This is a genomic window from Celeribacter sp., assembly GCF_048259695.1.
In the GTDB taxonomy this organism is placed as follows: domain Bacteria; phylum Pseudomonadota; class Alphaproteobacteria; order Rhodobacterales; family Rhodobacteraceae; genus Celeribacter.
This window is the reverse complement of the sequence record NZ_JBLXHL010000004.1, coordinates 205,546-228,011: the sequence shown is the minus strand read 5'-3', so window position 1 is coordinate 228,011 and position 22,466 is coordinate 205,546. Positions and strand designations below refer to the sequence as shown.

At 60.5% G+C, this 22,466-nt stretch carries 20 protein-coding genes and 3 tRNA genes; 17 read left to right on the top strand and 6 right to left on the bottom strand.

All coding sequences use genetic code 11. The annotated features are described in order from the left end of the window. Positions 1-16: 16 nt before the first annotated feature. On the bottom strand, positions 17-571 hold the full coding sequence (locus ACN0Q0_RS09215) for a MarR family winged helix-turn-helix transcriptional regulator (protein ID WP_417243092.1): 555 nt from the start codon (positions 569-571) through the stop codon (positions 17-19). 50 nt (positions 572-621) lie between these two features. Between ACN0Q0_RS09215 and ACN0Q0_RS09210 the strand changes: the two genes are divergently transcribed. The 5 genes from ACN0Q0_RS09210 (at position 622) to ACN0Q0_RS09190 (ending at position 5,343) form a co-directional block, all read left to right on the top strand. After that, positions 622-840, top strand: a complete 219-nt coding sequence (locus ACN0Q0_RS09210) for a hypothetical protein (protein ID WP_417243091.1) — start codon at positions 622-624, stop codon at positions 838-840. 187 nt (positions 841-1,027) lie between these two features. Beyond that, positions 1,028-4,471 (top strand): pyruvate carboxylase, encoded by a 3,444-nt coding sequence (locus tag ACN0Q0_RS09205; protein ID WP_417243090.1) that lies wholly within the window; start codon positions 1,028-1,030, stop codon positions 4,469-4,471. Between the two features lie 157 nt (positions 4,472-4,628). After that, positions 4,629-5,012 carry an MAPEG family protein gene (locus ACN0Q0_RS09200; RefSeq protein WP_417243089.1) on the top strand — a complete coding sequence of 128 codons (384 nt, stop codon included), beginning with the start codon at positions 4,629-4,631 and terminating at the stop codon, positions 5,010-5,012. A gap of 85 nt (positions 5,013-5,097) precedes the next feature. Continuing rightward, a tRNA-Gly gene (locus ACN0Q0_RS09195) sits at positions 5,098-5,172 on the top strand. Positions 5,173-5,268: 96 nt separating this feature from the next. Then, positions 5,269-5,343 (top strand) — tRNA-Gly (locus ACN0Q0_RS09190). Between the two features lie 156 nt (positions 5,344-5,499). On the opposite strand, the gene ACN0Q0_RS09185 is transcribed toward ACN0Q0_RS09190, so the two are convergent. After that, positions 5,500-5,904 carry a hypothetical protein gene (locus ACN0Q0_RS09185; RefSeq protein ID WP_417243088.1) on the bottom strand — a complete coding sequence of 135 codons (405 nt, stop codon included), beginning with the start codon at positions 5,902-5,904 and terminating at the stop codon, positions 5,500-5,502. 246 nt (positions 5,905-6,150) lie between these two features. Here ACN0Q0_RS09185 and hisB point away from each other — a divergent pair, with 246 nt between their 5' ends. Continuing rightward, positions 6,151-6,738: an imidazoleglycerol-phosphate dehydratase HisB gene (gene hisB / locus ACN0Q0_RS09180; RefSeq protein ID WP_417243087.1), complete on the top strand. Its 588-nt coding sequence runs from the start codon at positions 6,151-6,153 to the stop codon at positions 6,736-6,738. A 479-nt stretch (positions 6,739-7,217) separates the two neighbouring features. Next, positions 7,218-7,856: an imidazole glycerol phosphate synthase subunit HisH gene (hisH, locus tag ACN0Q0_RS09175; protein WP_417243086.1), complete on the top strand. Its 639-nt coding sequence runs from the start codon at positions 7,218-7,220 to the stop codon at positions 7,854-7,856. Positions 7,857-7,954: 98 nt separating this feature from the next. Here the strand turns inward: hisH and ACN0Q0_RS09170 are convergent, their stop codons facing one another. Further along, entirely contained in the window at positions 7,955-8,344 is a 390-nt protein-coding gene (locus tag ACN0Q0_RS09170) for a DUF2147 domain-containing protein (protein ID WP_417243085.1), read from the bottom strand. Positions 8,345-8,550: 206 nt separating this feature from the next. On the opposite strand from ACN0Q0_RS09170, the gene hisA reads away from it, so the two are divergent. From hisA to ACN0Q0_RS09135, 7 genes are all read left to right on the top strand, one after another. Beyond that, positions 8,551-9,273: a 1-(5-phosphoribosyl)-5-[(5-phosphoribosylamino)methylideneamino]imidazole-4-carboxamide isomerase gene (hisA, locus tag ACN0Q0_RS09165; RefSeq protein WP_417243084.1), complete on the top strand. Its 723-nt coding sequence runs from the start codon at positions 8,551-8,553 to the stop codon at positions 9,271-9,273. Then, a complete protein-coding gene (locus ACN0Q0_RS09160) occupies positions 9,270-9,554 on the top strand; it encodes a hypothetical protein (protein ID WP_417243083.1) in 285 nt (94 codons plus the stop codon). Before hisA ends, ACN0Q0_RS09160 begins: the two co-directional genes overlap by 4 nt. Positions 9,555-9,627: 73 nt before the next feature. Then, positions 9,628-10,425: an imidazole glycerol phosphate synthase subunit HisF gene (gene hisF / locus ACN0Q0_RS09155; RefSeq protein WP_417243082.1), complete on the top strand. Its 798-nt coding sequence runs from the start codon at positions 9,628-9,630 to the stop codon at positions 10,423-10,425. A 10-nt stretch (positions 10,426-10,435) separates the two neighbouring features. Beyond that, positions 10,436-10,807: a hypothetical protein gene (locus ACN0Q0_RS09150; RefSeq protein ID WP_417243081.1), complete on the top strand. Its 372-nt coding sequence runs from the start codon at positions 10,436-10,438 to the stop codon at positions 10,805-10,807. 31 nt (positions 10,808-10,838) lie between these two features. Continuing rightward, complete coding sequence (locus ACN0Q0_RS09145; protein ID WP_417243080.1) at positions 10,839-11,150, top strand: phosphoribosyl-ATP diphosphatase; 312 nt, start codon at positions 10,839-10,841, stop codon at positions 11,148-11,150. Positions 11,151-11,360: 210 nt separating this feature from the next. Beyond that, on the top strand, positions 11,361-14,690 hold the full coding sequence (locus ACN0Q0_RS09140) for a hypothetical protein (protein ID WP_417243079.1): 3,330 nt from the start codon (positions 11,361-11,363) through the stop codon (positions 14,688-14,690). A 17-nt stretch (positions 14,691-14,707) separates the two neighbouring features. Beyond that, positions 14,708-15,181 carry a plastocyanin/azurin family copper-binding protein gene (locus ACN0Q0_RS09135; protein ID WP_417243078.1) on the top strand — a complete coding sequence of 158 codons (474 nt, stop codon included), beginning with the start codon at positions 14,708-14,710 and terminating at the stop codon, positions 15,179-15,181. A gap of 277 nt (positions 15,182-15,458) precedes the next feature. Here the strand turns inward: ACN0Q0_RS09135 and ACN0Q0_RS09130 are convergent, their stop codons facing one another. Together ACN0Q0_RS09130 and rlmB are read right to left on the bottom strand one after the other, a co-directional pair. Continuing rightward, the gene (locus ACN0Q0_RS09130) at positions 15,459-15,905 is read right to left on the bottom strand and encodes a CoA-binding protein (protein ID WP_417243077.1); all 447 of its coding nucleotides are present in this window, start codon (positions 15,903-15,905) and stop codon (positions 15,459-15,461) included. A 246-nt stretch (positions 15,906-16,151) separates the two neighbouring features. Further along, positions 16,152-16,931, bottom strand: coding sequence for a 23S rRNA (guanosine(2251)-2'-O)-methyltransferase RlmB (gene rlmB / locus ACN0Q0_RS09125; protein WP_417243076.1), 780 nt, complete (start codon positions 16,929-16,931; stop codon positions 16,152-16,154). A gap of 143 nt (positions 16,932-17,074) precedes the next feature. Here rlmB and ACN0Q0_RS09120 point away from each other — a divergent pair. Next, positions 17,075-17,158: transfer RNA gene (locus ACN0Q0_RS09120), tRNA-Tyr, on the top strand. Positions 17,159-17,241: 83 nt separating this feature from the next. Here ACN0Q0_RS09120 and ACN0Q0_RS09115 read toward each other — a convergent pair. Continuing rightward, entirely contained in the window at positions 17,242-17,679 is a 438-nt protein-coding gene (locus ACN0Q0_RS09115; protein ID WP_417243075.1) for a hypothetical protein, read from the bottom strand. A gap of 109 nt (positions 17,680-17,788) precedes the next feature. Here ACN0Q0_RS09115 and ACN0Q0_RS09110 point away from each other — a divergent pair, with 109 nt between their 5' ends. Both ACN0Q0_RS09110 and ACN0Q0_RS09105 read left to right on the top strand, forming a co-directional pair. Beyond that, on the top strand, positions 17,789-18,793 hold the full coding sequence (locus ACN0Q0_RS09110; RefSeq protein ID WP_417243074.1) for a hypothetical protein: 1,005 nt from the start codon (positions 17,789-17,791) through the stop codon (positions 18,791-18,793). A 134-nt stretch (positions 18,794-18,927) separates the two neighbouring features. Continuing rightward, the gene (locus tag ACN0Q0_RS09105) at positions 18,928-22,338 is read left to right on the top strand and encodes a hypothetical protein (protein ID WP_417243073.1); all 3,411 of its coding nucleotides are present in this window, start codon (positions 18,928-18,930) and stop codon (positions 22,336-22,338) included. The last annotated feature ends 128 nt before the right edge of the window (positions 22,339-22,466 follow it).

Below are 22,466 nucleotides of genomic sequence, written 5' to 3'. Positions count from 1 at the left end.
GGACCAAACCGGATGACTATGTGCGCGACCCGTCCCCGGGTGGATTCAAGGCCGCAGCCAGATCACCGACATACCGCTGCATCAGTCGCGAAAAAACCTCGATCTCATGGGCCTCCCACGCCTCGAAAATGCCCGACATGATTTGCCATTTGGAAAGCGTAAACTGACGTAGAAAGGCACCGGCCTTGGGCGTCATGCTCAAAATGGATTTGCGGGCATCATCCTGTGCGGCCGCGCGGACCACGAACCCGCGTTCGACCAATCCGGACACGATTCGCGAAGCCCGTGACGGGTCCACGGCCATCATTTCCGCGACCAATCCGATGGTCGGCTCCTGCGGCGCATGACGCCCCAAACCCGCACCGATTTGCGCCACAGACAACAGGCCTTGCAACATGGCAGGGTCGAGCTTTTCGTCTACGCTCTCCAGAACCTTGCCCTTGAACTCGCCACGCTCCGCCATGCGGCGCCAGTGGAACAGCACCATATCAAACTCCAACAGCGCACCGATGGAGTCGCCCGTCGGTCGCCCGAAACCCCTTTTCAAGGCGTTCGAGGCGCCGCGATGCACGCGGGGCGCTCTTTGCCACGCGGCTTGCGACACTGACGGGCGGCGTCGACATGCCGGGCTTGGGCAATGTCGCCGAACTGGGACCGCAACACCTTGCCGCGCTGCCCGCCGAGGCCCAAGCAATGTTGGCGCACACCGTCTCGACGGCCCTGCGCCCCATTTACGCGATTGCCGCCGCATTGGCCTTTGCCGGTCTGCTGTTTGCCTTTCTGCTTGAGGAACTCCCGTTGGAATCGCGCCACACGCCGCGCAACCCCGATCACGCATAGGCATTGTACCCCTGCGTCATCCCCCTGCGTCACCCATTCCGGGGGGCGGCTTGTCTGGCCGCCCTTTTCTTTTGTTCGCGCTAACAGTATTCATCACCGCAACTAAGTAGATTTGGGGATTTACTGCACCGCAGAAACCCCTACTCTGCGCCCATTAAACACCTCAAGCACGATGGAGACTGCCACCATGCCCGAATTCAAAAAGGTCCTGATCGCCAACCGCGGCGAGATTGCCATTCGCATTATGCGCGCGGCCAACGAACTCGGCAAACGCACGGTGGCGATCTACGCCGAAGAGGACAAACTGTCCCTGCACCGGTTCAAGGCGGACGAGGCCTATAAGATCGGCGAAGGCATGGGGCCTGTGGCCGCCTACCTGTCGATCGCCGACATCATCCGCGTGGCAAAGGCCTGTGGTGCCGATGCGATCCACCCCGGTTATGGCCTGTTGTCGGAAAACCCCGACTTTGTGGATGCCTGTACCGATGCGGGCATCACCTTTATCGGGCCGAAAGCCAAAACCATGCGCGAGCTTGGCGACAAGGCCTCGGCACGCAGGGTGGCGATGGAAGCGGGCGTGCCGGTCATTCCCGCCACCGACGTGCTCGGCGATGATTTCGACGCGATCCGCAAAGAGGCCGAAGAGGTCGGTTTCCCCCTGATGCTCAAAGCCTCCTGGGGCGGCGGCGGACGCGGCATGCGTCCGGTGTTCAATGCCGAAGAGTTGGAAGAAAAGGTCAAGGAAGGCCGCCGCGAAGCCGAAGCCGCCTTTGGCAATGGCGAGGGCTATCTCGAAAAGATGATCGTGCGCGCCCGTCACGTCGAGGTGCAGATCCTCGGCGACAGCCAGGGCAACATCTACCACCTCTATGAGCGCGACTGTTCGGTGCAGCGCCGCAACCAGAAAGTGGTCGAACGCGCCCCTGCCCCCTACCTGTCCGAAACCCAACGCGAAGAGATTTGCGCCTTGGGCAAGAAAATCTGTGAACACGTCAACTACGAGTGCGCCGGCACCGTCGAATTCCTGATGGATATGGACAGCGGCAAGTTCTACTTCATCGAAGTGAACCCGCGCGTTCAGGTGGAACACACCATCACCGAGGAAGTCACGGGCATCGACATCGTGCGCGCCCAGATCCTGATCGCGGAGGGAAAATCGCTCACCGCCGCCACGGGTGTTGCATCGCAATATGATGTGAAACTCGACGGCCACGCGATCCAGTGCCGCGTGACGACCGAAGATCCCACCAACAACTTCATCCCCGATTATGGCCGCATCACCACCTATCGCTCGGCCACGGGCATGGGCATCCGCCTTGACGGTGGAACCGCCTATTCGGGTGCTGTGATCACGCGCTATTACGACAGCTTGCTGACCAAAGTGACCGCATGGGCGCGCACGCCAGAGGCCGCGATTGCCCGTATGGACCGTGCGCTGCGCGAGTTCCGTATTCGTGGCGTGTCGACCAACATCGCCTTTGTGGAAAACCTGCTCAAGCACCCGACCTTCCTCAACAATGAATACACCACCAAATTCATCGACGAGACCCCTGCGCTGTTCGATTTCAAACCGCGCCGCGACCGTGCGACCAAAATCCTGACCTATCTCGCGGATATCTCCGTGAACGGTCACCCCGAAACGGTCGGCCGCAGCCAACCCGCCGCCGAGGCCCGCAAACCCGTTGCCCCCAAGGCCCACAACGCCGTGCCGCCCGCCGGCACACGTCAGTTGTTGGAATCCAAAGGCCCACAAGCGGTGGCCGACTGGATGCTCGCCCAGAAACAGCTTTTGATCACCGACACCACCATGCGTGACGGCCACCAATCGCTCTTGGCCACGCGGATGCGTTCGATCGATATGATCAATGCCGCGCCCGCCTATGCCTCGAACCTGTCGCAACTGTTCTCTGTGGAATGTTGGGGCGGCGCGACGTTCGATGTGGCCTACCGGTTCTTGCAGGAATGCCCGTGGCAGCGCCTGCGCGACATTCGCGAAAAGATGCCCAATATCATGACGCAGATGTTGCTGCGTGCCTCCAATGGCGTCGGCTACACCAACTACCCCGACAATGTGGTCCAGTCGTTCGTGGCACAGGCCGCCGACACCGGCGTCGATGTGTTCCGCGTGTTCGACAGCCTCAACTGGGTCGAGAACATGCGCGTGGCGATGGATGCCGTGCTTGAAAGTGGCAAGGTCTGTGAAGGCACGATTTGCTACACCGGCGACCTGCTTGACCCGACCCGTCCGAAATACGACCTCAAATACTACGTCAAAATGGGCCAGGACCTCAAAGCCGCAGGTGCGCATATCCTTGGCCTCAAGGACATGGCGGGGCTGTTGAAACCGGCGCAGGCCGCAATGCTGATCAAGGCGCTCAAGGACGAGGTCGGCCTGCCGATCCACTTCCACACCCACGACACCTCCGGCATTGCCGGCGCGACCATCCTTGCCGCCGCTGACGCAGGCGTGGACGCGGTGGACGTGGCGATGGACGCCTTTTCGGGCGGCACATCACAACCCTGCCTTGGCTCCATCGTCGAGGCCACGCGGTTCTCCGAGCGCAACACGGGTCTGGATATCTCCGCGATCCGCGAAATGTCGAACTACTGGGAGGCCGTGCGCCACCAGTATTCCGCGTTTGAATCCGGCCTCGAGGCCCCTGCCTCCGAGGTCTACCTGCACGAGATGCCCGGCGGTCAGTTCACCAACCTCAAAGCACAGGCGCGCTCGCTTGGCCTTGAGGAGCGGTGGCACGAGGTGGCTCAGGCCTATGCCGATGCCAACCAGGTGTTCGGTGATATCGTCAAAGTGACGCCAAGCTCCAAAGTGGTCGGTGACATGGCCTTGATGATGGTCAGCCAGGGGTTGACCCGCGCCGATGTGGAAAACCCCAAGACCGAGGTGTCCTTCCCCGACAGCGTCATTGACATGATGCGCGGCAACCTTGGCCAACCTCCCGGTGGTTTCCCCGCCGCCATCGTCAAAAAGGTGCTCAAGGGCGAAAAGCCCAACGTCGAGCGCCCGGGCAAGCACCTGCCGCCCGTGGACCTCGAGGCCACCCGCGCCGAGCTGTGCGCCAAATTCGAGTGCGACGAGATCGACAACGAGGATCTCAACGGCTACCTGATGTATCCGAAGGTCTACACCGACTACCGCGCGCGCCACGAAACCTACGGCCCCGTGCGCACGCTACCGACGCAGAATTTCTTTTACGGCATGGAACCCGGCGAGGAGATTTCCGTCTCCATCGCCGAGGGTGTGACACTCGAAATCCGCTGTCAGGCGATGTCGGAGGCCAACGAAGAGGGCGAGGTCAAAGTGTTCTTTGAACTCAACGGCCAACCGCGCACCGTGCGCGTGGCGGACCGCTCTGTGGCCGCCACCAAAGTCGCCCGCCCCAAAGCCGCGATTGGCAATGCCGCCCATGTCGGCGCGCCGATGCCCGGCGTTGTGGCGACAATTGCGGTCACCGTGGGTCAGGAGGTCAAACAGGGCGATGTGCTGTTGACCATCGAGGCGATGAAGATGGAAACCTCGATCACCGCCGAGGCCGATGGCACCGTCAAGGCACTGCATGTCGGACCGGGGGACCAGATCGACGCCAAGGACCTTTTGGTCGAATTCGAATAGGCCCCGCCACACCAATCCCGAAAAGGGCGTCGCAGATCGCGGCGCCCTTTTTCTTTGCCATATGCGAAAATCTAAACCGATCCGTTCAGTTTTGGATGGACAAGTCCCGATGCACCCCGCAAAGATGGGACGACGATAGCGCAAACAGGAGCCCCCCATGTTTCACATCACCGCCATTTACGCGGGCCTCATCGGCCTGTTTTACACCTATGTCTCGCTGCACGTTTCCTTGGGGCGTGGCGCGCATAAAATCTCCATGGGCGATGGCGGTCATGCCGATCTTGGCATTCGCATCCGCGCCCATGGCAATTTCAACGAATATGCCCCGATCACCCTCATCCTCATCGCCCTGTCCGAAGCCCAAGGGGCACCTGCCCTTGTCCTGCACGGCGCGGGGGTCGCCCTCATTGCAACACGGGTCGCAAACTTTGTCGGCCTCAAATCCCCGACGGGCTATAAACTCCGGTATTACGGGGCGGTGTTGACCTATCTTTTGCTGCTGTCGCTCTCCTTGGCCGTGCTCGGACACGCGCTGTTTTAAGGGGAAATAGAAAAAATCTGCATTTGTCCGATTTTCCCCTTGCGGCCAAGCGCGTGACGTCCTAAATCCCACCTCACCCAAGGAAGCGGGCGTAGCTCAGGGGTAGAGCATAACCTTGCCAAGGTTAGGGTCGGGCGTTCGAATCGCCTCGCCCGCTCCAATTTTCCTCCAGTCTCCGGATTGGTTGATGTGCGATACCCAAGCATGTCGTTCAAAGGAAACGTTCGAGACACCGACGTAACAGGTGACACGCCGAGCGGGCGTAGCTCAGGGGTAGAGCATAACCTTGCCAAGGTTAGGGTCGGGCGTTCGAATCGCCTCGCCCGCTCCATTTCCTCCCGAACTGTTTGATAGAAACACGCCACATCCACGGATGACATCTGCGGCTTTGCAGCCCTGAACCGTTGGCCCGTCCGGACCCGGGATGCGTCATGCCAACCGCCGTAGCGTGGTCCTATGTATAAAGTGCGTTCTGCGGCGCGGTCGGTCAGGCGTGTGCCTGCGCGGGCTTTGACACGGGGTCATGCCCGCCCGCGTCCTCCACACAGCTCTCTGCAAAGGTCACGAGATCCTCGACGGGCGACCCTCGTCCCAAAACGGCCTTGAGACTTGAGAGACGCGAAAACAGGTCCTGTTGAAACGCGGGGTCAAAGTTGGAGACCAACATGGTCGCACAGTTGGGTTGATGGAACTCGGCCAAAAGCGCCACGCCCAACCCGCTCCCGTCGCCGACCAGAATATCGAAAATCATCAGATCAAAGGTTTCGCTGCGCAGCATCTCCATCGCATTCTCGGGGATAGAGGCGGTAAACACCGCATGGCCCCGCGCCGAAAGCGCCGCCGACCAAGCCGCCGAGGTCTCCCGTTCACCATTTAAAACTAGAACGCGCATGTGGAGACCTTTCGTTTAGGTTTCATCAATTCAGGTTTCGCCTTTATTAATGAATTTTTCCTTAACGCCGCTCGGGGGCGCTCCGGCCTGCGCGAAAACCCGCCACACGGCGCCGCTCCGCCATGACGCCCCCTGCCCGCCCTATGCCCGCACAAACCACGGCCCCGCACGGGGGCTGCGACATCCGCTTGGCAAAGGCGACCGGTCACGGCTATACAGGCCGCGAACCAAAGAGGATTAGCCCGTATGCGCAAGGCATCTATCACCCGCAAAACCGCAGAGACGGAGATCAGCGTCGAGATCAACCTCGACGGCACTGGCCAGTACGACAACGAAACCGGCGTGGGCTTTTTCGACCACATGCTTGACCAGTTGTCGCGCCACGCCCTGATCGACATGACCGTGCGTGCCACGGGCGACACCCACATCGACGACCACCACACGGTCGAGGACACCGGCATCGCGCTCGGTCAGGCGCTTGTGGCGGCTCTGGGCGACAAAATGGGCATCCGCCGTTATGGCCACTTTGCCTTGGCGATGGATGACACACAGGTGTCGACCGCACTTGACCTCTCGGCGCGTCCGTTTCTGGTGTGGAACGTCGATTTTCCATCGGCCAAAATCGGCACCTTTGACACCGAATTGGTACGCGAGTTTTTTCAGGCCCTCTCGACCCACGGCGGCATCACGTTGCACGTGGATCGCATCCACGGAATCAACAGCCACCACATCGCCGAAGCCGCATTCAAATCCGTCGCCCGCGCCCTGCGCATGGCGGTCGAGACCGATCCGCGCACCGCAGGCGCCCTGCCCTCTACCAAAGGCAAGCTGTAAGCGCCACGCACGGCACGCCGACAGGCCCATGACATCGACAGTCCCGAGACATCGAGAAAGCGCACCCCCACCGGGTGCGCTTTTTGCCTGCCGCGACCGCAACGGGGATCAGGTTGACCTAAGGGAAATTCCCGGCCGCAGCAAGGCCGCGACCGGGCCGGAAATGCACCCGACCATATAAAACAACACTCGTTACAGGGATAAGAGTGGGCCATTCCAGATGGACCCCACGAGGCAGGGTCGTGCGCAAACTGCGTCTGCACGATCGGGGTGTCAAGATGGTGAATAGCCAAAAGAATGAGTACGTTACGTCGTAAGTTTCCCGAACGTTACCAAACCGGTCGCGAACACCGCAGGGGTAGAATTTGACCGCAGTCCCCGCATCCTGACGCAGGGCACGGCATATGCGCCCGACTGCCCCCTTGACCCTGCGCGCATTTGGCGGCACTTCCCATGCACGGCAATAGGAGACGCACACCATGCTTACGGTCCTCGTAGATTACGACAGCGGCAACCTGCACTCGGCGCACAAGGCGTTCGAACGGATGGCCAACGAACGCGGCTCCGGCACAATCGTTGTCACCTCCGAGGCCGATGTGGTGGCCAAAGCCGACCGCATTGTCTTGCCCGGTGATGGCGCATTTCCCGCGTGCAAAGCGCATTTGTTTGACCGCTCCGGCTTGTTCGAAGCCATCGAGGAAGCTGTAACCGTCAAGGCGCGGCCCTTTATGGGCATTTGCATCGGGATGCAGATGATGGCGACCCGCGGCCACGAATATGCACAGACCGCGGGGTTCGACTGGATCGGTGGCGATGTGGTGAAAATCACGCCTTCGGACAAGACGCTCAAAGTACCGCACATGGGATGGAACGACCTCGTGATTGATCACCCCCACGCGGTTCTGGACGGCATCGCAACGGGCGATCACGCCTATTTCGTCCACTCCTACCATTTCAACGTGACCAAGGACACCGAGCGCCTGTCACATGTGGATTACGCGGGCGACATCACCGCCATCGTCGGCCGCGACAATATGATCGGGTTCCAGTTCCACCCCGAAAAAAGCCAACACACGGGCCTGCGCATGATCTCCAACTTTCTCGGTTGGGCCCCCTGAGCCCGCCGGAACCGCCAACGCCGGTCGATCAGGCCACAGCAAAAAGGGGCCACAGCGGCCCCTTTTCGTATCGTTTCATCGCCGGTGTGGCGCTCGGATCACTTGATGCGCGCCCAAGTCTGTGACGAACACAACATCCCGCCCGCGACGCAGCCCTTGAGCTTGATACGGTCGCCCGACAGGTCCAGCTTGCCGATGTAGATCTTGTCATTGGAGGGACGCCACACTTTGCCCTCGAACTTGCCGTTGCCTTTCGGCGCCATGTCGCGGACGATTTGTTTGCCCTTGTTGGGGGAATTATATTCGCCGTCCGAGTTGAACGTGCGCGAAATGGTGCCACAGAAGTTCGCCCCACATGGCGCAATCGTGACATAGGCATAAGCCCCGTCATCGACCTCTGTCTGCCAGATGCCCTCCACCGGATCGGCGGCAAACGCGGGGGTGGCAAGGCCAAAGGCCAGAACAGCCGTTGCGATAATCTTTTTCATTGATGATCCTCCCTGAATCTCTCGGTCCCATCCTGTGGGTGCGCGGGGTTTGGTGGCAAGAATAACGTTGGGGAATTTCTACGCGGCGATGCGTTATCACCCGGTTAAGGCGTTGCGCGATTCCCCGCACCGCCCTGACCCGCCCTTTGCATTACCGCGCCAATCGTGGCAAAGGGTGACAAACCCCACCAACAAGGAAACACACAATGATCCTCTACCCCGCGATCGACCTCAAAGACGGCCATGCCGTGCGGCTCTATAAGGGCGAAATGGATCAGGCGACCGTGTTCAACGAAAACCCCGCCGCCCAAGCGTTGGAGTTCGTCAACGCGGGTTGTGAGTGGCTGCACCTTGTCGATCTGAACGGCGCTTTTGCGGGCGAACCCGTGAACGCCGCCCCCGTCGAGGAAATCCTCAAACAGTGCAACGTGCCGGCGCAACTGGGCGGCGGCATTCGCGATATGGCCACCATCGAACGGTGGCTCGACCGTGGCCTGCAGCGCGTGATCCTTGGCACGGTTGCGGTGGAAAATCCCGATCTGGTGCGCGAAGCCGCGCGGGCCTTTCCCGGCCATGTGGCCGTGGGCATCGACGCACGCAAGGGCATGGTGGCGACCAAGGGTTGGGCCGAGGAAACCAACGTGACCGCCACCGATCTGGCCAAATCCTTCGAGGATGCCGGCGTGGCCGCGATCATCTACACCGACATCAACCGCGACGGCGCGATGCAAGGCCCCAACGTCGAGGAGACCGCAGCCCTCGCCCGCGCCGTATCGATCCCCGTGATCGCATCGGGCGGCGTGTCCTCGATTGCCGACCTACAAGCCCTCAAATCCTGCGGCGCATCGCTCGACGGTGCCATCTCGGGCCGCGCGCTTTATGACGGCGCGATCGATTTGAAAGAAGCCTTGGCCACGCTAAAGGGATGAAAAAGCAGCTGTACGTTTCTTTGTCGCTCGGCATCCTGATGTGCCTGTCACCCGTTGCTGCCATCCTCTGGGCGAGCAACTTTGCCGCAAAACACGGCTGTCGCCTCGATGAGGCGAGTGCCTACGCCTGTATGGTGAATGGTCAGGACTGGGGTGGCACGCTCGGGGCGGCGTTTCTGTCCGGTTGGCTTTTGCTGATCACCCTGCCCGCGGCCGGACTGTTCGTGATCATCCTGATCGCTGTTGTCCTGCGCGATATCCGGAAACGCACGAAAGGCTGACGCCGCGCGCTTGACATTGCATCCCTACCCCCCGCGCTTTAAAGACATGGGCAACTGACATAAAGGCCCCCCCATGCTCAAAACCCGCATCATTCCCTGTCTCGACGTGGCCGATGGCCGTGTAGTCAAAGGTGTCAATTTTGTCGATCTGATCGACGCGGGCGACCCCGTTGAAAGTGCGCGGGCCTATGATCTGGCGGGCGCGGACGAGCTATGTTTCCTCGACATTCACGCCACCCACGAAAACCGTGGCACCATGTACGATCTGGCCACGCGCACGGCCGAGCAATGTTTCATGCCGCTCACCATCGGCGGCGGCGTGCGCACCACCGAGGACGTGCGCAATCTGTTGCTTGCGGGCGCGGACAAAGTCTCCTTCAACTCGGCGGCGGTGGCCGATCCCGATGTGATTGCGCGCGCGGCGGACCGGTTCGGGTCGCAGTGCATCGTCTGCGCCATCGACGCGAAAACCGTCGAAACCGACGAGAACGGCAATGGCATCAAGTGGGAGATCTTCACCCACGGCGGACGCAAGGCCGCCCTCGGTGCGGATGGCACGCCCATCGACGCGGTGGAGTTTGCCAAACTCATAGAATCCAAAGGCGCGGGTGAGATTTTGTTGACGTCGATGGACCGTGACGGCACGCGGGCGGGGTTCAACCTCGCCATGACCCGCACCATCGCGGACGCTGTCGGCATCCCCGTTATCGCGAGCGGCGGGGTCGGCAATCTCGACCACCTCGTTGAGGGCGTCACCAAAGGCCACGCCAGTGCCGTGCTCGCCGCCTCCATTTTCCACTTCGGCGATTACACCATTCAAGAGGCCAAAGAATATATGGCCGCCAAAGGTATTGCAGTAAGATTGAATTGAGGAGCACCCCATGCCAGAATCGCAACCAACAGAAGCTGAAAAATCTTTTTCTATTGCTGCTTCAGGCGCAAAAGTCATTGGTTCTGTATTGGGGAAGATCGAAGAAGAGCGGGCCATTGCTCGCGCTTTAGGTAAGAACATACTTCACAGTGAACTAGGTCTTCTGGAAGACGGTGAACTTCCAAACTATCAATTGGACAAATCCACTTCCGACCGCCTACTTGCCCATTCAAGGCAAGACATCGTGATGTGCTACAGTCTACTTTCTGACTTGCAAAGTCTCGCACACAAAAACGCTAGGAACGTTAGTCATACAAAACGACTTCTCGTCCTAATTCTCTTGATGAACACACTTGCACTTTTCTTTTTTTTAATACGGTGAAGGTGCACGACCAAATCTGTTTGGAAATGACATGTCCGATATTCTCAAAGACCTCGAGGCTACCATCGCCACCCGCAAAGGCGCCGATCCTGACAGCTCATGGACGGCGAAGCTGCTGTCCAAGGGCGCGGAGAAATGTGCGGAGAAGTTCGGCGAAGAATCCATTGAAGCCATCATCGCCGCCGTCAAAGACGACCGCGAGAACCTGACCTATGAAGCCGCAGACGTGTTGTATCACCTACTCGTCATGCTCGCCGCCCGCGATGTGGCGCTTGAGGATGTTCTGGGGGAACTCGCACGGCGTCAGGGCATGTCGGGGATTGCGGAAAAGGCGGGGCGCTAACCCGTTTCGGTGCACCGGATGGCAATGGAATGGCGGCGGAATGCCGGCCTCGCGGGACAACGCAGACCGTTGCGACGGGCCAACGCGATTGCCCCCGACAGCATCGCCAATGTCCGGAAGATTGACTTAAATCAATACCCGATTAAAACAATAGGATTAGTGAGCGGCACCGAACCGTTCCCTTACCCATGACATGAGACACTCACGATAATGGCGCATGATTCAGTTGATACTCAGGTCAAATACGCATCTTTGGTGTCCGTATTCTTGAAACGCGCAAGCTACCGGTCCAAAGCGGCCGAGCTGATTCTCTATGTGCTCTCGGTAAGCGGCCTCATGCTGTGGGCCGGTTTCAACCTGCCTTGGCAGATGCAACGCACGACATTGGCGATTCACATTCTGGTCTCTGTGATCCTTTTCCCTCCGATTGTTGTCCCGTTCTGGTTGGGGCATCGCAAAATTCTGATCCGCTCTACCGGCACCTTTCTGCGCCGCACAGGGACGATGATCGAGTACGGCTTGTTGGCGGTTACCATCAGTGGTGTGTATTTGTTGTTTTTCGGCAATCGTGGCGATCTGGTCGGGCAGATATCCTATTGGGCACATTTGCTGACGGCCCTGCCCCTGACGCTTCTTGTCGCGCGTCACGCCCTGCGGTGGTCCCTGATCAAGAGCCTCAAATGGGGTGCGGCATTGGCGCTGTCCCTGATCCTTGTGGCAAGTGCGGGTCTGGCCGCCAACGAAAGCGGGTCACTGGTCGAGCGCGATGGCGTTCTGTTCAGCGCGAATAATGCCGCCGGATCAGTATCGTGGGTGGATCAACAGACCGGCACGCGGTTGGGCGAGGTCCGGATTGGCGGCGACCTGCGGCGTCTTTCTCTGGACAATGGCGGGGTGTTGGCCGTGACCGACCTTTCTGGCGGGCGCGTTGTGTTCGTTGATTGGAAAACCCGGGAAATCATCCGTGAAATTCAGGTTGGATCGCGTCCCTTTGGTGTGGTTTTCGACCCGCGCAACGATCTGTTTTGGGTGACCCTGTTTGAAGACCACGCGTTGGTTGCGGTGCATCCGCAAAAAGGCGTCCTACACCGGATCGCGACCGATGACACACCGCGCGGCCTGGCCCTTTTGTCTGATGGGCGCCTTTTGGTCAGCCATGCCATGGTGGGCAAGGTGTCAGTTCACGACACCACGACATTGCCGCCGCGCAATATCGTCACGATTGATCTGGCACAGACACAGGACACAGATGAATTTGTCTCGCAAGGCGCCCCCCGCCTGTTGGATGATATCGCCGTAAGCCCCGATGAAAGTCAGGCATGGTTGCCACATGTCCTGTGGAATTTCGATCACCTGTTTCAGTTCCAGTCAACGGTTTTCCCCGCCGTGTCGGTTCTGGACCTGCGCCCCGGACACGAGGCGGAACAGCCCGGGCGACGCAAACAGCTTTTCCGGCAGATCGCCCTGAAAGATCCGGTTCAGACCCGGTTTGACGGATCGCCCAAAACCATCATCGTCTCGAACCCGCATGATGCCGCATTCTCCGCGGATGGCACCCGCGTTTTTGTGACCATGGCAGGCAGCGAAGATCTTGTGACCTTCGAGACCGGTGGTGCGGGCAACGCCACCCAAATCCTGCGCCATCTGCCCGGGACCAATCCGCGCGGGTTGGTGGTGTCCGCGAGCGAAGCCTTTGTGCAAAATGCCATGAGCCTTGATCTGACGCGATTGAGTGTGGATGGCGCACCGCATGTGGAACAGGCACAGTTTGCAACTCTGGTGGACCGCGATCCGGTCGATCCCGCCTTGCGCAGTGGTATGACCCTGTTCCATGCGGGCAATACGGACCGGCCGGAAGGGTTTCCGATGACAGGTGACGACTGGATGAGCTGCCAAAGCTGCCACGTCGACGGGTTCAACTTCACCAACAGCTACCTGTACGAGGACACCAAAATCGACCAATACCGCTATGCGCGGGTGGGGCACGGCAATCTGGGCGCCATGATCGCGGGCGATTTTATTGGCGACTACATCCGGATCATCCAAGGCACACAGGGCGGATTGGGACATGACGGCGAAGGCACGGCCGACTTTGTCGACCCGCAAGATCCGCCTGCCGAGGTGGCCGGAATGATGGTCGACCTGCACGAGTTCGTGACGGCCAAAGGGAACCTGCCACTGGTGTCGAGCTGGCTGCGGCTGGACGATGATCGCGGCACCGTGCATGAGGCGGAATGGACCAACTCGGCCGTCTGTGCCGAATGCCATTCGGATATGTTTGACCAGTGGTCCGATAGCCTGCACCGGCTGATGGGCGATTCAAACCCCTATTACAAGGTGGTCGAGGATGTCGCCGCCGCCGAAGAAGGTGAAGAATTTCGAACCTGGTGCATGGGGTGTCACCACCCGCAAGGGCTGTTGTCGGGTCTGACCGCAACCTCGGATGCAGGGCATATGTTTGAACAAGGCGGACAGTCGCTGTTCGAGGCATTGGAGCGGGGTGAACCCGACCTTGATGAAGGGACCGGATGCCTGTTCTGCCACCGCATCACCGGATTGGAAAACGCCATGGGGACAACCGCCGGTGCCAATGCCAGTTTTACCGTGAACATCAAGGATCGGGAAACCTATGTGTTCGAAGAGAGCGAGAATGACATTCTGGGTTGGCTTGGCAATCACGGCATAAACGCCAAACCCGACGCACATGCCGAATCCTACAGTCAGGATTTCTATTCCGAAAGCCGGCTGTGCAGCTCGTGCCACAATGAATTTGCACCCGGCACGGGGGCGGTGATTGTGGACACATATGGCGAATGGGAGCGCTCGGCCTATAACGCACCGAATGACCCCGAAAAACATCGGTCCTGTATTGATTGCCACATGCACGCGGATGTCACGCGGATCGGTGAGGATATTCCGGGGATTTCAACCGATGGCGGGCGGGTAAAGGATAACGTGGTCACACACCAGTTTACCGGTGCGAATTACCACCTTGTCGGGTTGCGCAACCCTGATCTCGAACGCATGAGCATCGAGCTTTTGCGCACCGCAGCCAAGTTGGAAACGCGCCTGACCGAGACCGGAAAGCTTAACGTACGCGTCACAAACTCCGGCGCGGGGCATGCCTTGCCCACAGGGGTTGCGGATTTCCGACAGGTCTGGTTGGACATCACAGTGACGGACGCCAATGGCGAGGTGGTCCTGACAAGCGGCAAGATGGATGATGCCGGTGTGGTCGATCCGGAGGCGCGGTTCTTTCGCAAGGTCTTTGGCGACAAATACGGCGAGCCGGTCGGCTTCGCGTTCTGGCGCTATGAACGCATGCTAGAGGACACGAAAATCCCCGCAAATGGATATCGGGACGAAGTCTTTGATCTGCCTGAAAACATCGCCCTCCCGATGACGGCCACGGTCAAGCTCATGTTCCGGACCTACCCACAATTCGTGACCGATCTGGTTCAGGACACATATCCCGAACTGACCGACCCGCGTGCTGTTTTGATGGCTGAGCAAACTGTCGAACTGCCCGATAACCCGTGACAAGAACTGGACATTTTATGCCTCTCAAATCCATCCTGACCGGACTGGCCCTGACCCTCGCCACGGCTGTCTCCGCAAATGCCGAGACCTTCGAGATTGATCAGCTGATCGACCTGAATGCGTTGACACCCGAAGGGGTCTATCGCTTTGCGCCCGACTATCTGTGGATCGAACCGGGCGATAGCATCAAGTTCCTGAACTCGACCGGAAACCACACCGTAACGGCGATAGACGGGATGTGGCCTGACGGGGCGGAGCGTGTGGACATCGAACACCAACCGCTTGCCGAGGTCACTTTTGAGACACCCGGCATCTATGGCTTCAAATGCAAGGTGCACGGGCGTCACGGCATGTATGCCCTGATCGTCGTGGGCTCGCCCGACGCGAATGTCGACCGGTTGGAAATGACCAATGTCGGCGCACTGGGTCAGCGGATTTTCGGGGGTCTTCTGGAAAAAATGAACACGGATGCCGAAAGCCGGAGCCAATAACAAACGCCCGACCACAAACGATCGACCACACGCGGCCACTCGCCGCGGTGGTCGCTAAAACGGCCCAACGCACAGGGGCGGTCGGCCTCTCAACCGGTTTGTTGATCCGGCAAGGCCCGATGGCCACCCGCGCGCGAGTGCAACGCTTTCAAATGGCGATCCTTCATATGCACCACAGGCGCCCTCAATGTTTTGCCAAAGCGGACATGCATCACGGTGCAGCCTCCGTCGATGTGGGGTCCACCCCCACATCCGCCGCAGATGCCTTCCCGTGTAACTAGCCGCCCACAGCCCCGATCCCCAACCGCGGGATCTCGATCTTGGGACAGCGGTCCATGACCACACCGGCACCTTGGGCTATGGCCAGAGCCGCCGCTTTTTCATTGGTCACACCGATTTGCATCCAGACAGTTTTGAGGCCTTCGAGATGCAACAGCGCCTCTTCGACAACGGGGAGGACCTCCTCGGAGCGGCGGAAAATATCCACCATATCCACAGGCTCGTCGATATCGGCGAGTGAGGCCACGCAGGTCTGGCCAAACAGCTCCTTGCCCGCTTGCCCCGGATTGACGGGGATCACCTTGTACCCGCGCGCGGCAAGGTAGTGACCGACCTCGTTCGAGGGACGTTCGGGATTGGCAGAGGCACCGACAAGCGCGATCACGCGGGTCTCGGTCAGGATGGTGGCGATTTGCGCATCGCTGGGCTGATGAAATACACTCATACCCCCAAGATAGTATGATTTCCGAAAGAAAATAGCCGATTCCAAAAAGAAAAAAGCCCGGACGCGAGGCCCGGGCATAGGTGTGGAACGAGGGACAGTGAGAGCAACGCGCGGGTTCCGGATGCGCGTCTCGTCAATAGAGATAGGCACGGTTGCCCGTCAGAAAAGAGCCGGTCGCGCTTTCGTGATCACCCCGCCCGTTCCCGTCCTCTCCATGCACCTCCCGAGTCTCCCGATCCGCAGGCGTTAGCGCTTGGACGCCGCATAAAGGGCGATAGCCGTGGCGTTGGACACATTGAGCGAACCAAAACCGCGTGCGAACGGGATTTTCACCAGTTTGTCGACGGTCTCTTTGGTTTTGTCGCGCAACCCCGGCCCCTCGGCCCCCATGACAAGCGCCACAGCACGACCGGAGGCCTGTGCAAGCGCATCGTCCAATTCGATCTCCGCCTCCCCGTCAAGGCCAAGCACCACAAACCCCATTTCCTGAAGCTGTAAAATCGTGTCGGACAGGTTGCGCACGCGCAAATAGGGTTGGCGCTCCAACGCGCCGGACGCGGTTTTGGCAAGCGCCCCCGTTTCGGGCGCGGAATTGCGGGCCGTGGCGATCACGGCCTCTGCGCCGAACACTTCGGCGGACCGCAACACGGCGCCGACGTTATGCGGGTCGGTCACACGATCGAGCAACACCACCGTCGGTGCGCCCTCGCCCGCCGCGAGGCACACTTCGGTCAGCGAGCCCCATTTGAGCGGCTTGACCTCCAAGGCGGCGCCTTGGTGAACGGATTGCGCGTCAATCGGCACGTTGAATTTGCGCGGGTCGGTCATTTCGGGCTCGATGCCCGCAAATGCCACGTCCTCTTCGAGCTTGTTATAGGCGTTGAGCGTCACCACAAGCCGCAGTTTCTCGCGCGCAGGATTGCGCAGCGCATCACGCACGGCGTGTAGGCCAAACAGCCACACCGTTTCGTTGGCGGCCTTACGCTTGCCCTGTTCCTTTTCGACGACCCACTTTGGCTTTTTCATATCTCATCTTTCGCTTTTTGCCCCGACTTGGGCGTCCTGCCCTTCCATGCCGCGCACAATGTCCAAGTACAAGCCATTTTCCTGTTGACGCCCCAAACACAGGACGGTATCCCCCGCCCACCAACGGATGGAAACATCCTAGTGGGCGACGGGCTGCAAGGTGCGGCAGCGGACTGTAACTCCGCCGGGGAGACCCACGCCTGGTTCGATTCCAGGGTCGCCCACCACTTTTCCCATAACGGGATTATTGGTGGATCTCATCGACAGTTCACACGGCTTTGGCGCACGACTGTGACACGCAGCTTTGCGGTTACGGGATTTGCACATCTGCGCGCGCGTAATGGGCCGTGTCCTCGGCCCCGTCGTCATAGATCACCCACACATCGACCGTTTCAATCGTGTCGGGGGCAAAGGTCACCAAAAGACTGTCGAGTGTCGTGGCCTTGAGCGCGTTCGGGGTGGGCTCATCCACATAACACGGCTCGGCCATGAATTCCGCTTCCGCACCACCGTTCACCGTGTAGAAGATTTGCGCGATGCCACAGCGCCACGCCAACAGGTTGGTGAAGTAGAGCAAATCCTTTCCGTCGTAGGGGCGCACCGCGATCCATTGCGGTTTGGTCATATCCAAAATGGGGCGCACCTCGGCCGCGGTGGTGAAATTATCCGCCGCAACCGGCGCGGCGAGCGGCACCGAGACACAGGCGGACAAACAGAATGCACGCCATATCGGTTTGAATGTGGTCATAAAGGTCTCCATCCCTACATCTGTGTTGAAATGATCTGTCGACGCAGCGGCTCCCAGTCGTTACCTTGCGAGAAAATCAAAAGTTTCCAAGAGCTGTGCAGTGGTCCGTATGTCGAGTAAGCCAGAAAACCAAAGGTCATTCAACGTTGTCGTGATCGGACAAAACGGACGCCTGATGTATGAGGCGCTGTTGTTTGCCGCGTCCTTGCGCCATAGTGACCCCGATTTCAAAGGCCGCGTCTTTATCGCGGAGCCACAACCCAACGCGCTTTGGAACAATGACCCGCGGATGCGTCAGCCGGAGTTGCTACAGGCCCTCAAGCGGCTTGATGTGGAAATCCTGCCGTTTGAAAGCAGGCATTTCGGCCAATCCTACCCTTATGGCAACAAGATCGAGGCGTTGTTGGCCCTGCCCGAGGGCGAGCCTTTTGTGTTTTTTGACACCGACACGCTCATCACCGGAAAACTGTCCGACGTGCCGTTCGATTTCGAGCGCCCCACCGCGTCACTCAAGGTCGAAGGCACATGGCCGCAGCTTGAAATTTACGGGCCGGGATATACCGAGATCTGGAAATCGCTCTACGACCGGTTCGAACTGGATTTCGACAGCTCCCTCGATCTGGGCCAACCCGACGAATACTGGAAACGCTACCTCTATTTCAACGCGGGTTTCTTTTTCTACAAATGCCCGCGCCAATTCGGTCAGCGGTTTCTCGATTACGCTCTGGATATCCGCGACAATCCGCCGAGAGCCTGCGCATTGCAGGTGTTCGATCCTTGGCTCGACCAAGTGGCGCTGCCGTTGGTCATCCACTCATTTGGCGGGGCACGCAACACACTGCCCGCCGATACGCTCGACGGCGCGGTGTCGTGCCACTACCGCACCTTCCCGTTGCTGTTTGCACGCGAGAGCGACCATGTGATCGACGTGTTGAACGCGGCCTCTGCGCCCAACTGGATCAAGAAAGTGCTCAAAGAGTACGAGCCGATGAAACGGATGGTATTCCAGAACAAAGGCGGCAAAGTCCGTGCGATGTTTGACCGCAACGACCTACCGCGCAAGGAACAGAAAATCCGCAACCAGATCAAGAAAGCCAATCTCTGGATGCGGTGAAATACCCGCAATGAGCGGAGGCCCGCGGGCCGGCCATCTACGGTTTTCTTGGTCTTTGCATTAGCGCAAAGACAGGTTAGATTTACGTGGTTAATATGAGTGACGACCTTAAAAAACGGCGATAAGGCACCGAAATGAAACCGAATTTTGCTCTCAATTTGAGCCATGACGGCATTGCGCTGCTCCATCGCGGTCCAAATGGTTGGTACACGATGGGCGAGGTCGCGCTTGACGATCCGGACATGGGCAATGCGCTTGCGCGTCTGCGTGCGCTTGCCACGGCCATCTCGCCCAAAGGGTTGACCACAAAACTGGTGATCCCCAATTCGCAAATCCTCTACCGCACGATCACGGATCCCTGTGCGGCGACCCCCGACACCGCCAACAGCACGGCCGACCGTATTCGCGCCATCCGCACCTCTCTTGAGGGCGCAACCCCTTATGCGCTTGATGAACTGGTGTGGGACTGGCGCTGTGTCGGAGAGGCCATCCAACTCGCCGTGGTGGCCCGCGATACGCTTGCCGAGGCCGAAGCCTTTGCCAATGAATACCGGTTCAACCCGATCTGCTATGTGGCTTTGCCCGACGCAAACACCTTTGCCGGCGAGCCGTTTTTTGGCCGTGCGCAGTCCGCCGACGCGCTGATCGGCGCAACTGTTGCCGTTGAACCGGACCTTGACGCTATTGTGGTGCGCACAGCCCCGCCGCCCGTGACCTCCACCGCCCACGACGACAGCGAGGCCGCCCCCGTCACCTCGCCCGACGTGTCCGATGCTGTGAACGGCGACGTGTCGTCCCGTGATGACACCCCCGCGCCGGTGAGCCGCACAGCCGACGTGTCTGATGCTGAAAACACCGAGGCGTCCGACACGGACGAGACCACCCCCGAAACGGGTGTTGATGCCGCGCCGGACACAGCAGCGCCCGAGGCCGAGACCGAGGCCACACCGGAGGCGACAGACACACCGGAGACCCCGACCGCCACAAAACGTGAAGCGGCGCCCTCTGACGTCCCTGCCTCTGACGCACAGGCCTCTGACGCACAGGCCTCTGACGCACAGGCCCCTGACGTTCCGGACGCCAAGGCAGACGCCGCACCGGACGCCGTTACGCCGCCCGCGACACCTCCGCCGCTGTCCGCCTTTCGCACCCACCGCGAGGCCGCGCCGGCCACGAATGCGACCTCAGGCTCCGCAGATACACAAGACCGCATTCGCGAACAGGCCTCCCGTCTGTTCGGGCCACACCCGACCCCCTCGCCCCCCGTGGACGAGACCGCCGCACAGGATCAGGCCAACGGCGCAAACGGTTCGACCGCGACCGATGATGCGGCTGAACAGGCACAGACAGGGCGCCCGGAGCAGGAACAAACCCATGTCGCGGTGACAGATCCGGACTTGCCTACGTTCGATCCCACACCCGCCGCATCGACAAAGGCAAAACCCGCGCCAAAGGTGAACCGCAGCGCCCCGCTTCCCGAACCCTTGCCCATGCCCGCTCCACCGCGCGGCATCCTCAAGGTCGGCACCCCGCAAACACCCCCCGCAAAAGTCGCGCCACATGTGCCGCTATCGCGCCCTGTTGCCCCAAGCGGCCCCGCCACGCCTCTTTCTGCGGCTGCGGACAAAATGCGCAGCCAGAATGGTGCCGCCGAACCGCGCCCCTCACGCACCGCGACGCCAAGTGTCCCCAACGGCGCGGTGGCACGCACCGCAGCACCGCACACGGATGCACCTGCACCATTTCCTGCGCCCACACCGGTTGTGACCCCTGTATCGGGCGGGATGTCCACCTCTGGCGAGCCCTCGATTGCCGACATCTCTGACGTGATCCATGCCGATACGATTGAGGCCCCACGCCCCGACAACGCCCCCTCCCGCGCGGCACGGATCGCAAGCGGGCTTGCGCGCGGGGCGGCCACCACCGCGCTCTCCGCCGCCACAGGGGCCCGCAGAACCATCAGCGCGGGGATCACCCGCCAAAAGGCCGCACGTTCCGCACGGCGTGACGCCGCCCGCGAAACCGCCGACGCACAGGCCCTCGTCGCAACCGCCACAGCCGGAAGCACCCCGCAAGAGGCCTTGCCCGCTGCTGCGCCGGACGACATGGCCGCTCCCGCAGGCAAAACCCCCTCCGAAGGCCCCATCCTCCCCGTGCAGGATGCGACCACCGAGGCCGAATCCCTCACCGTGTTCGGGGCGCGGCGCCGCAATAATGACCGCCGTGGCAAACCGCGCTATATGGGGCTGACCCTCACCGTTCTGCTGCTTGCCCTGCTCGGGCTTGTCTACATCTGGGCCAGTTTCCTACCGGAGGATACGGCGGATGTGCAAACGGGCGCGGTCGATGCCGCGACCGGACCCACAACAACCATCATTGCCAATGACCTCCCCGCCGAGCCGTCTGCACCCGTGAACGAGGGAACAGACGAGACGACGGATGAGGTGGGCGAGGCGGACGAAATCGACGCCGATATCGCCGATGCGGCGGTGCCCGAACTTGCGGACGAGGCGTTGCCCGACAGTCTGGCGGGGGAGGCAACCCGCCTGAGCCTCAAGGACGTTCAGGACCACTACGCCACCACGGGTGTCTGGACCGCCGCGCCACAGGGCGGCACAGCCAATGATAGCGACGCCCTTGACGATCTGTATATTGCCTCGATTGACCCGCAAATCCTGTCGCAGGACGCGATTGCGCTGCCCGATGCGCTCGGCCACACCGCCGAGGACCTGCCGCGCCCGATGTTGTCGCCGGTGCCGTTGAACACCACCTTTGACCTCGACGAACGCGGCCTTGTGCGGGCCACGCCCGAGGGGGCGCTGAGCCCCGAGGGGGTGTTGGTCTTTGCCGGACGCCCTGCCGTTGTGCCACGCCCGCGCCCCGAACGCGCCGCCACAGCCCCTGTCGTGGTGGATGAAAACGATCCCGCCCGATTGGCGCTCAAGGCCTTTGTGCCGCAACCGCGCCCTGAACAGCTGATCGAGAATAACGAGCGGGCCAATCTGGGTGGCATCACCCGCGCACAGCTTGCCGCATTCCGCCCGTCCCCCCGCCCCGCCTCTCCCCAACAAGAGGCCCAAGAGGACGCCGAGGCCGTAGGGGAAGCGGCGCCGGTCGCGACGGCTCCCCGTGTGGCCACCTCCCTCATGCCGCGTGCGCGCCCTGCCAATATCGAAAAACTCGCCGCTGCGGCCCGCGCCGCCACCGCGGCCGCCGCCCTCGTTACCGAGCAAAGCACCACCACCAATTCGGCCGCCACCCGCGTCACCGCACAGGTGCCTGCGACAACCCTGCCGCGAACGGCCCCCACGTCTGTGGCCAACGCCGCCACGGTCAAAAACCAACTCAACCTGCGGCAACTCAACCTGATGGGGGTCTATGGCTCGTCATCGGATCGCCGCGCCCTTTTGCGCCTGCCCTCGGGCCGGTTCGCAAAGGTCAAAGTCGGTGACAGCGTCAATGGCGGACGCGTACAGTCGATCACCTCGGATGCGCTTACCTACGTCAAAGGCGGTCGATCCACGACGCTCAAGGTCGGCGGCTAAAAAAACGCCCGAAAAGCGCGGAACTTTCCGGCGTGACACTTGTTGTTCACGAAATCGGTCATAACATACACAGGGACGCCCCGCGCAGGCCCGTCCCCCGCAACACGACAGATTGAACCCGAACCACG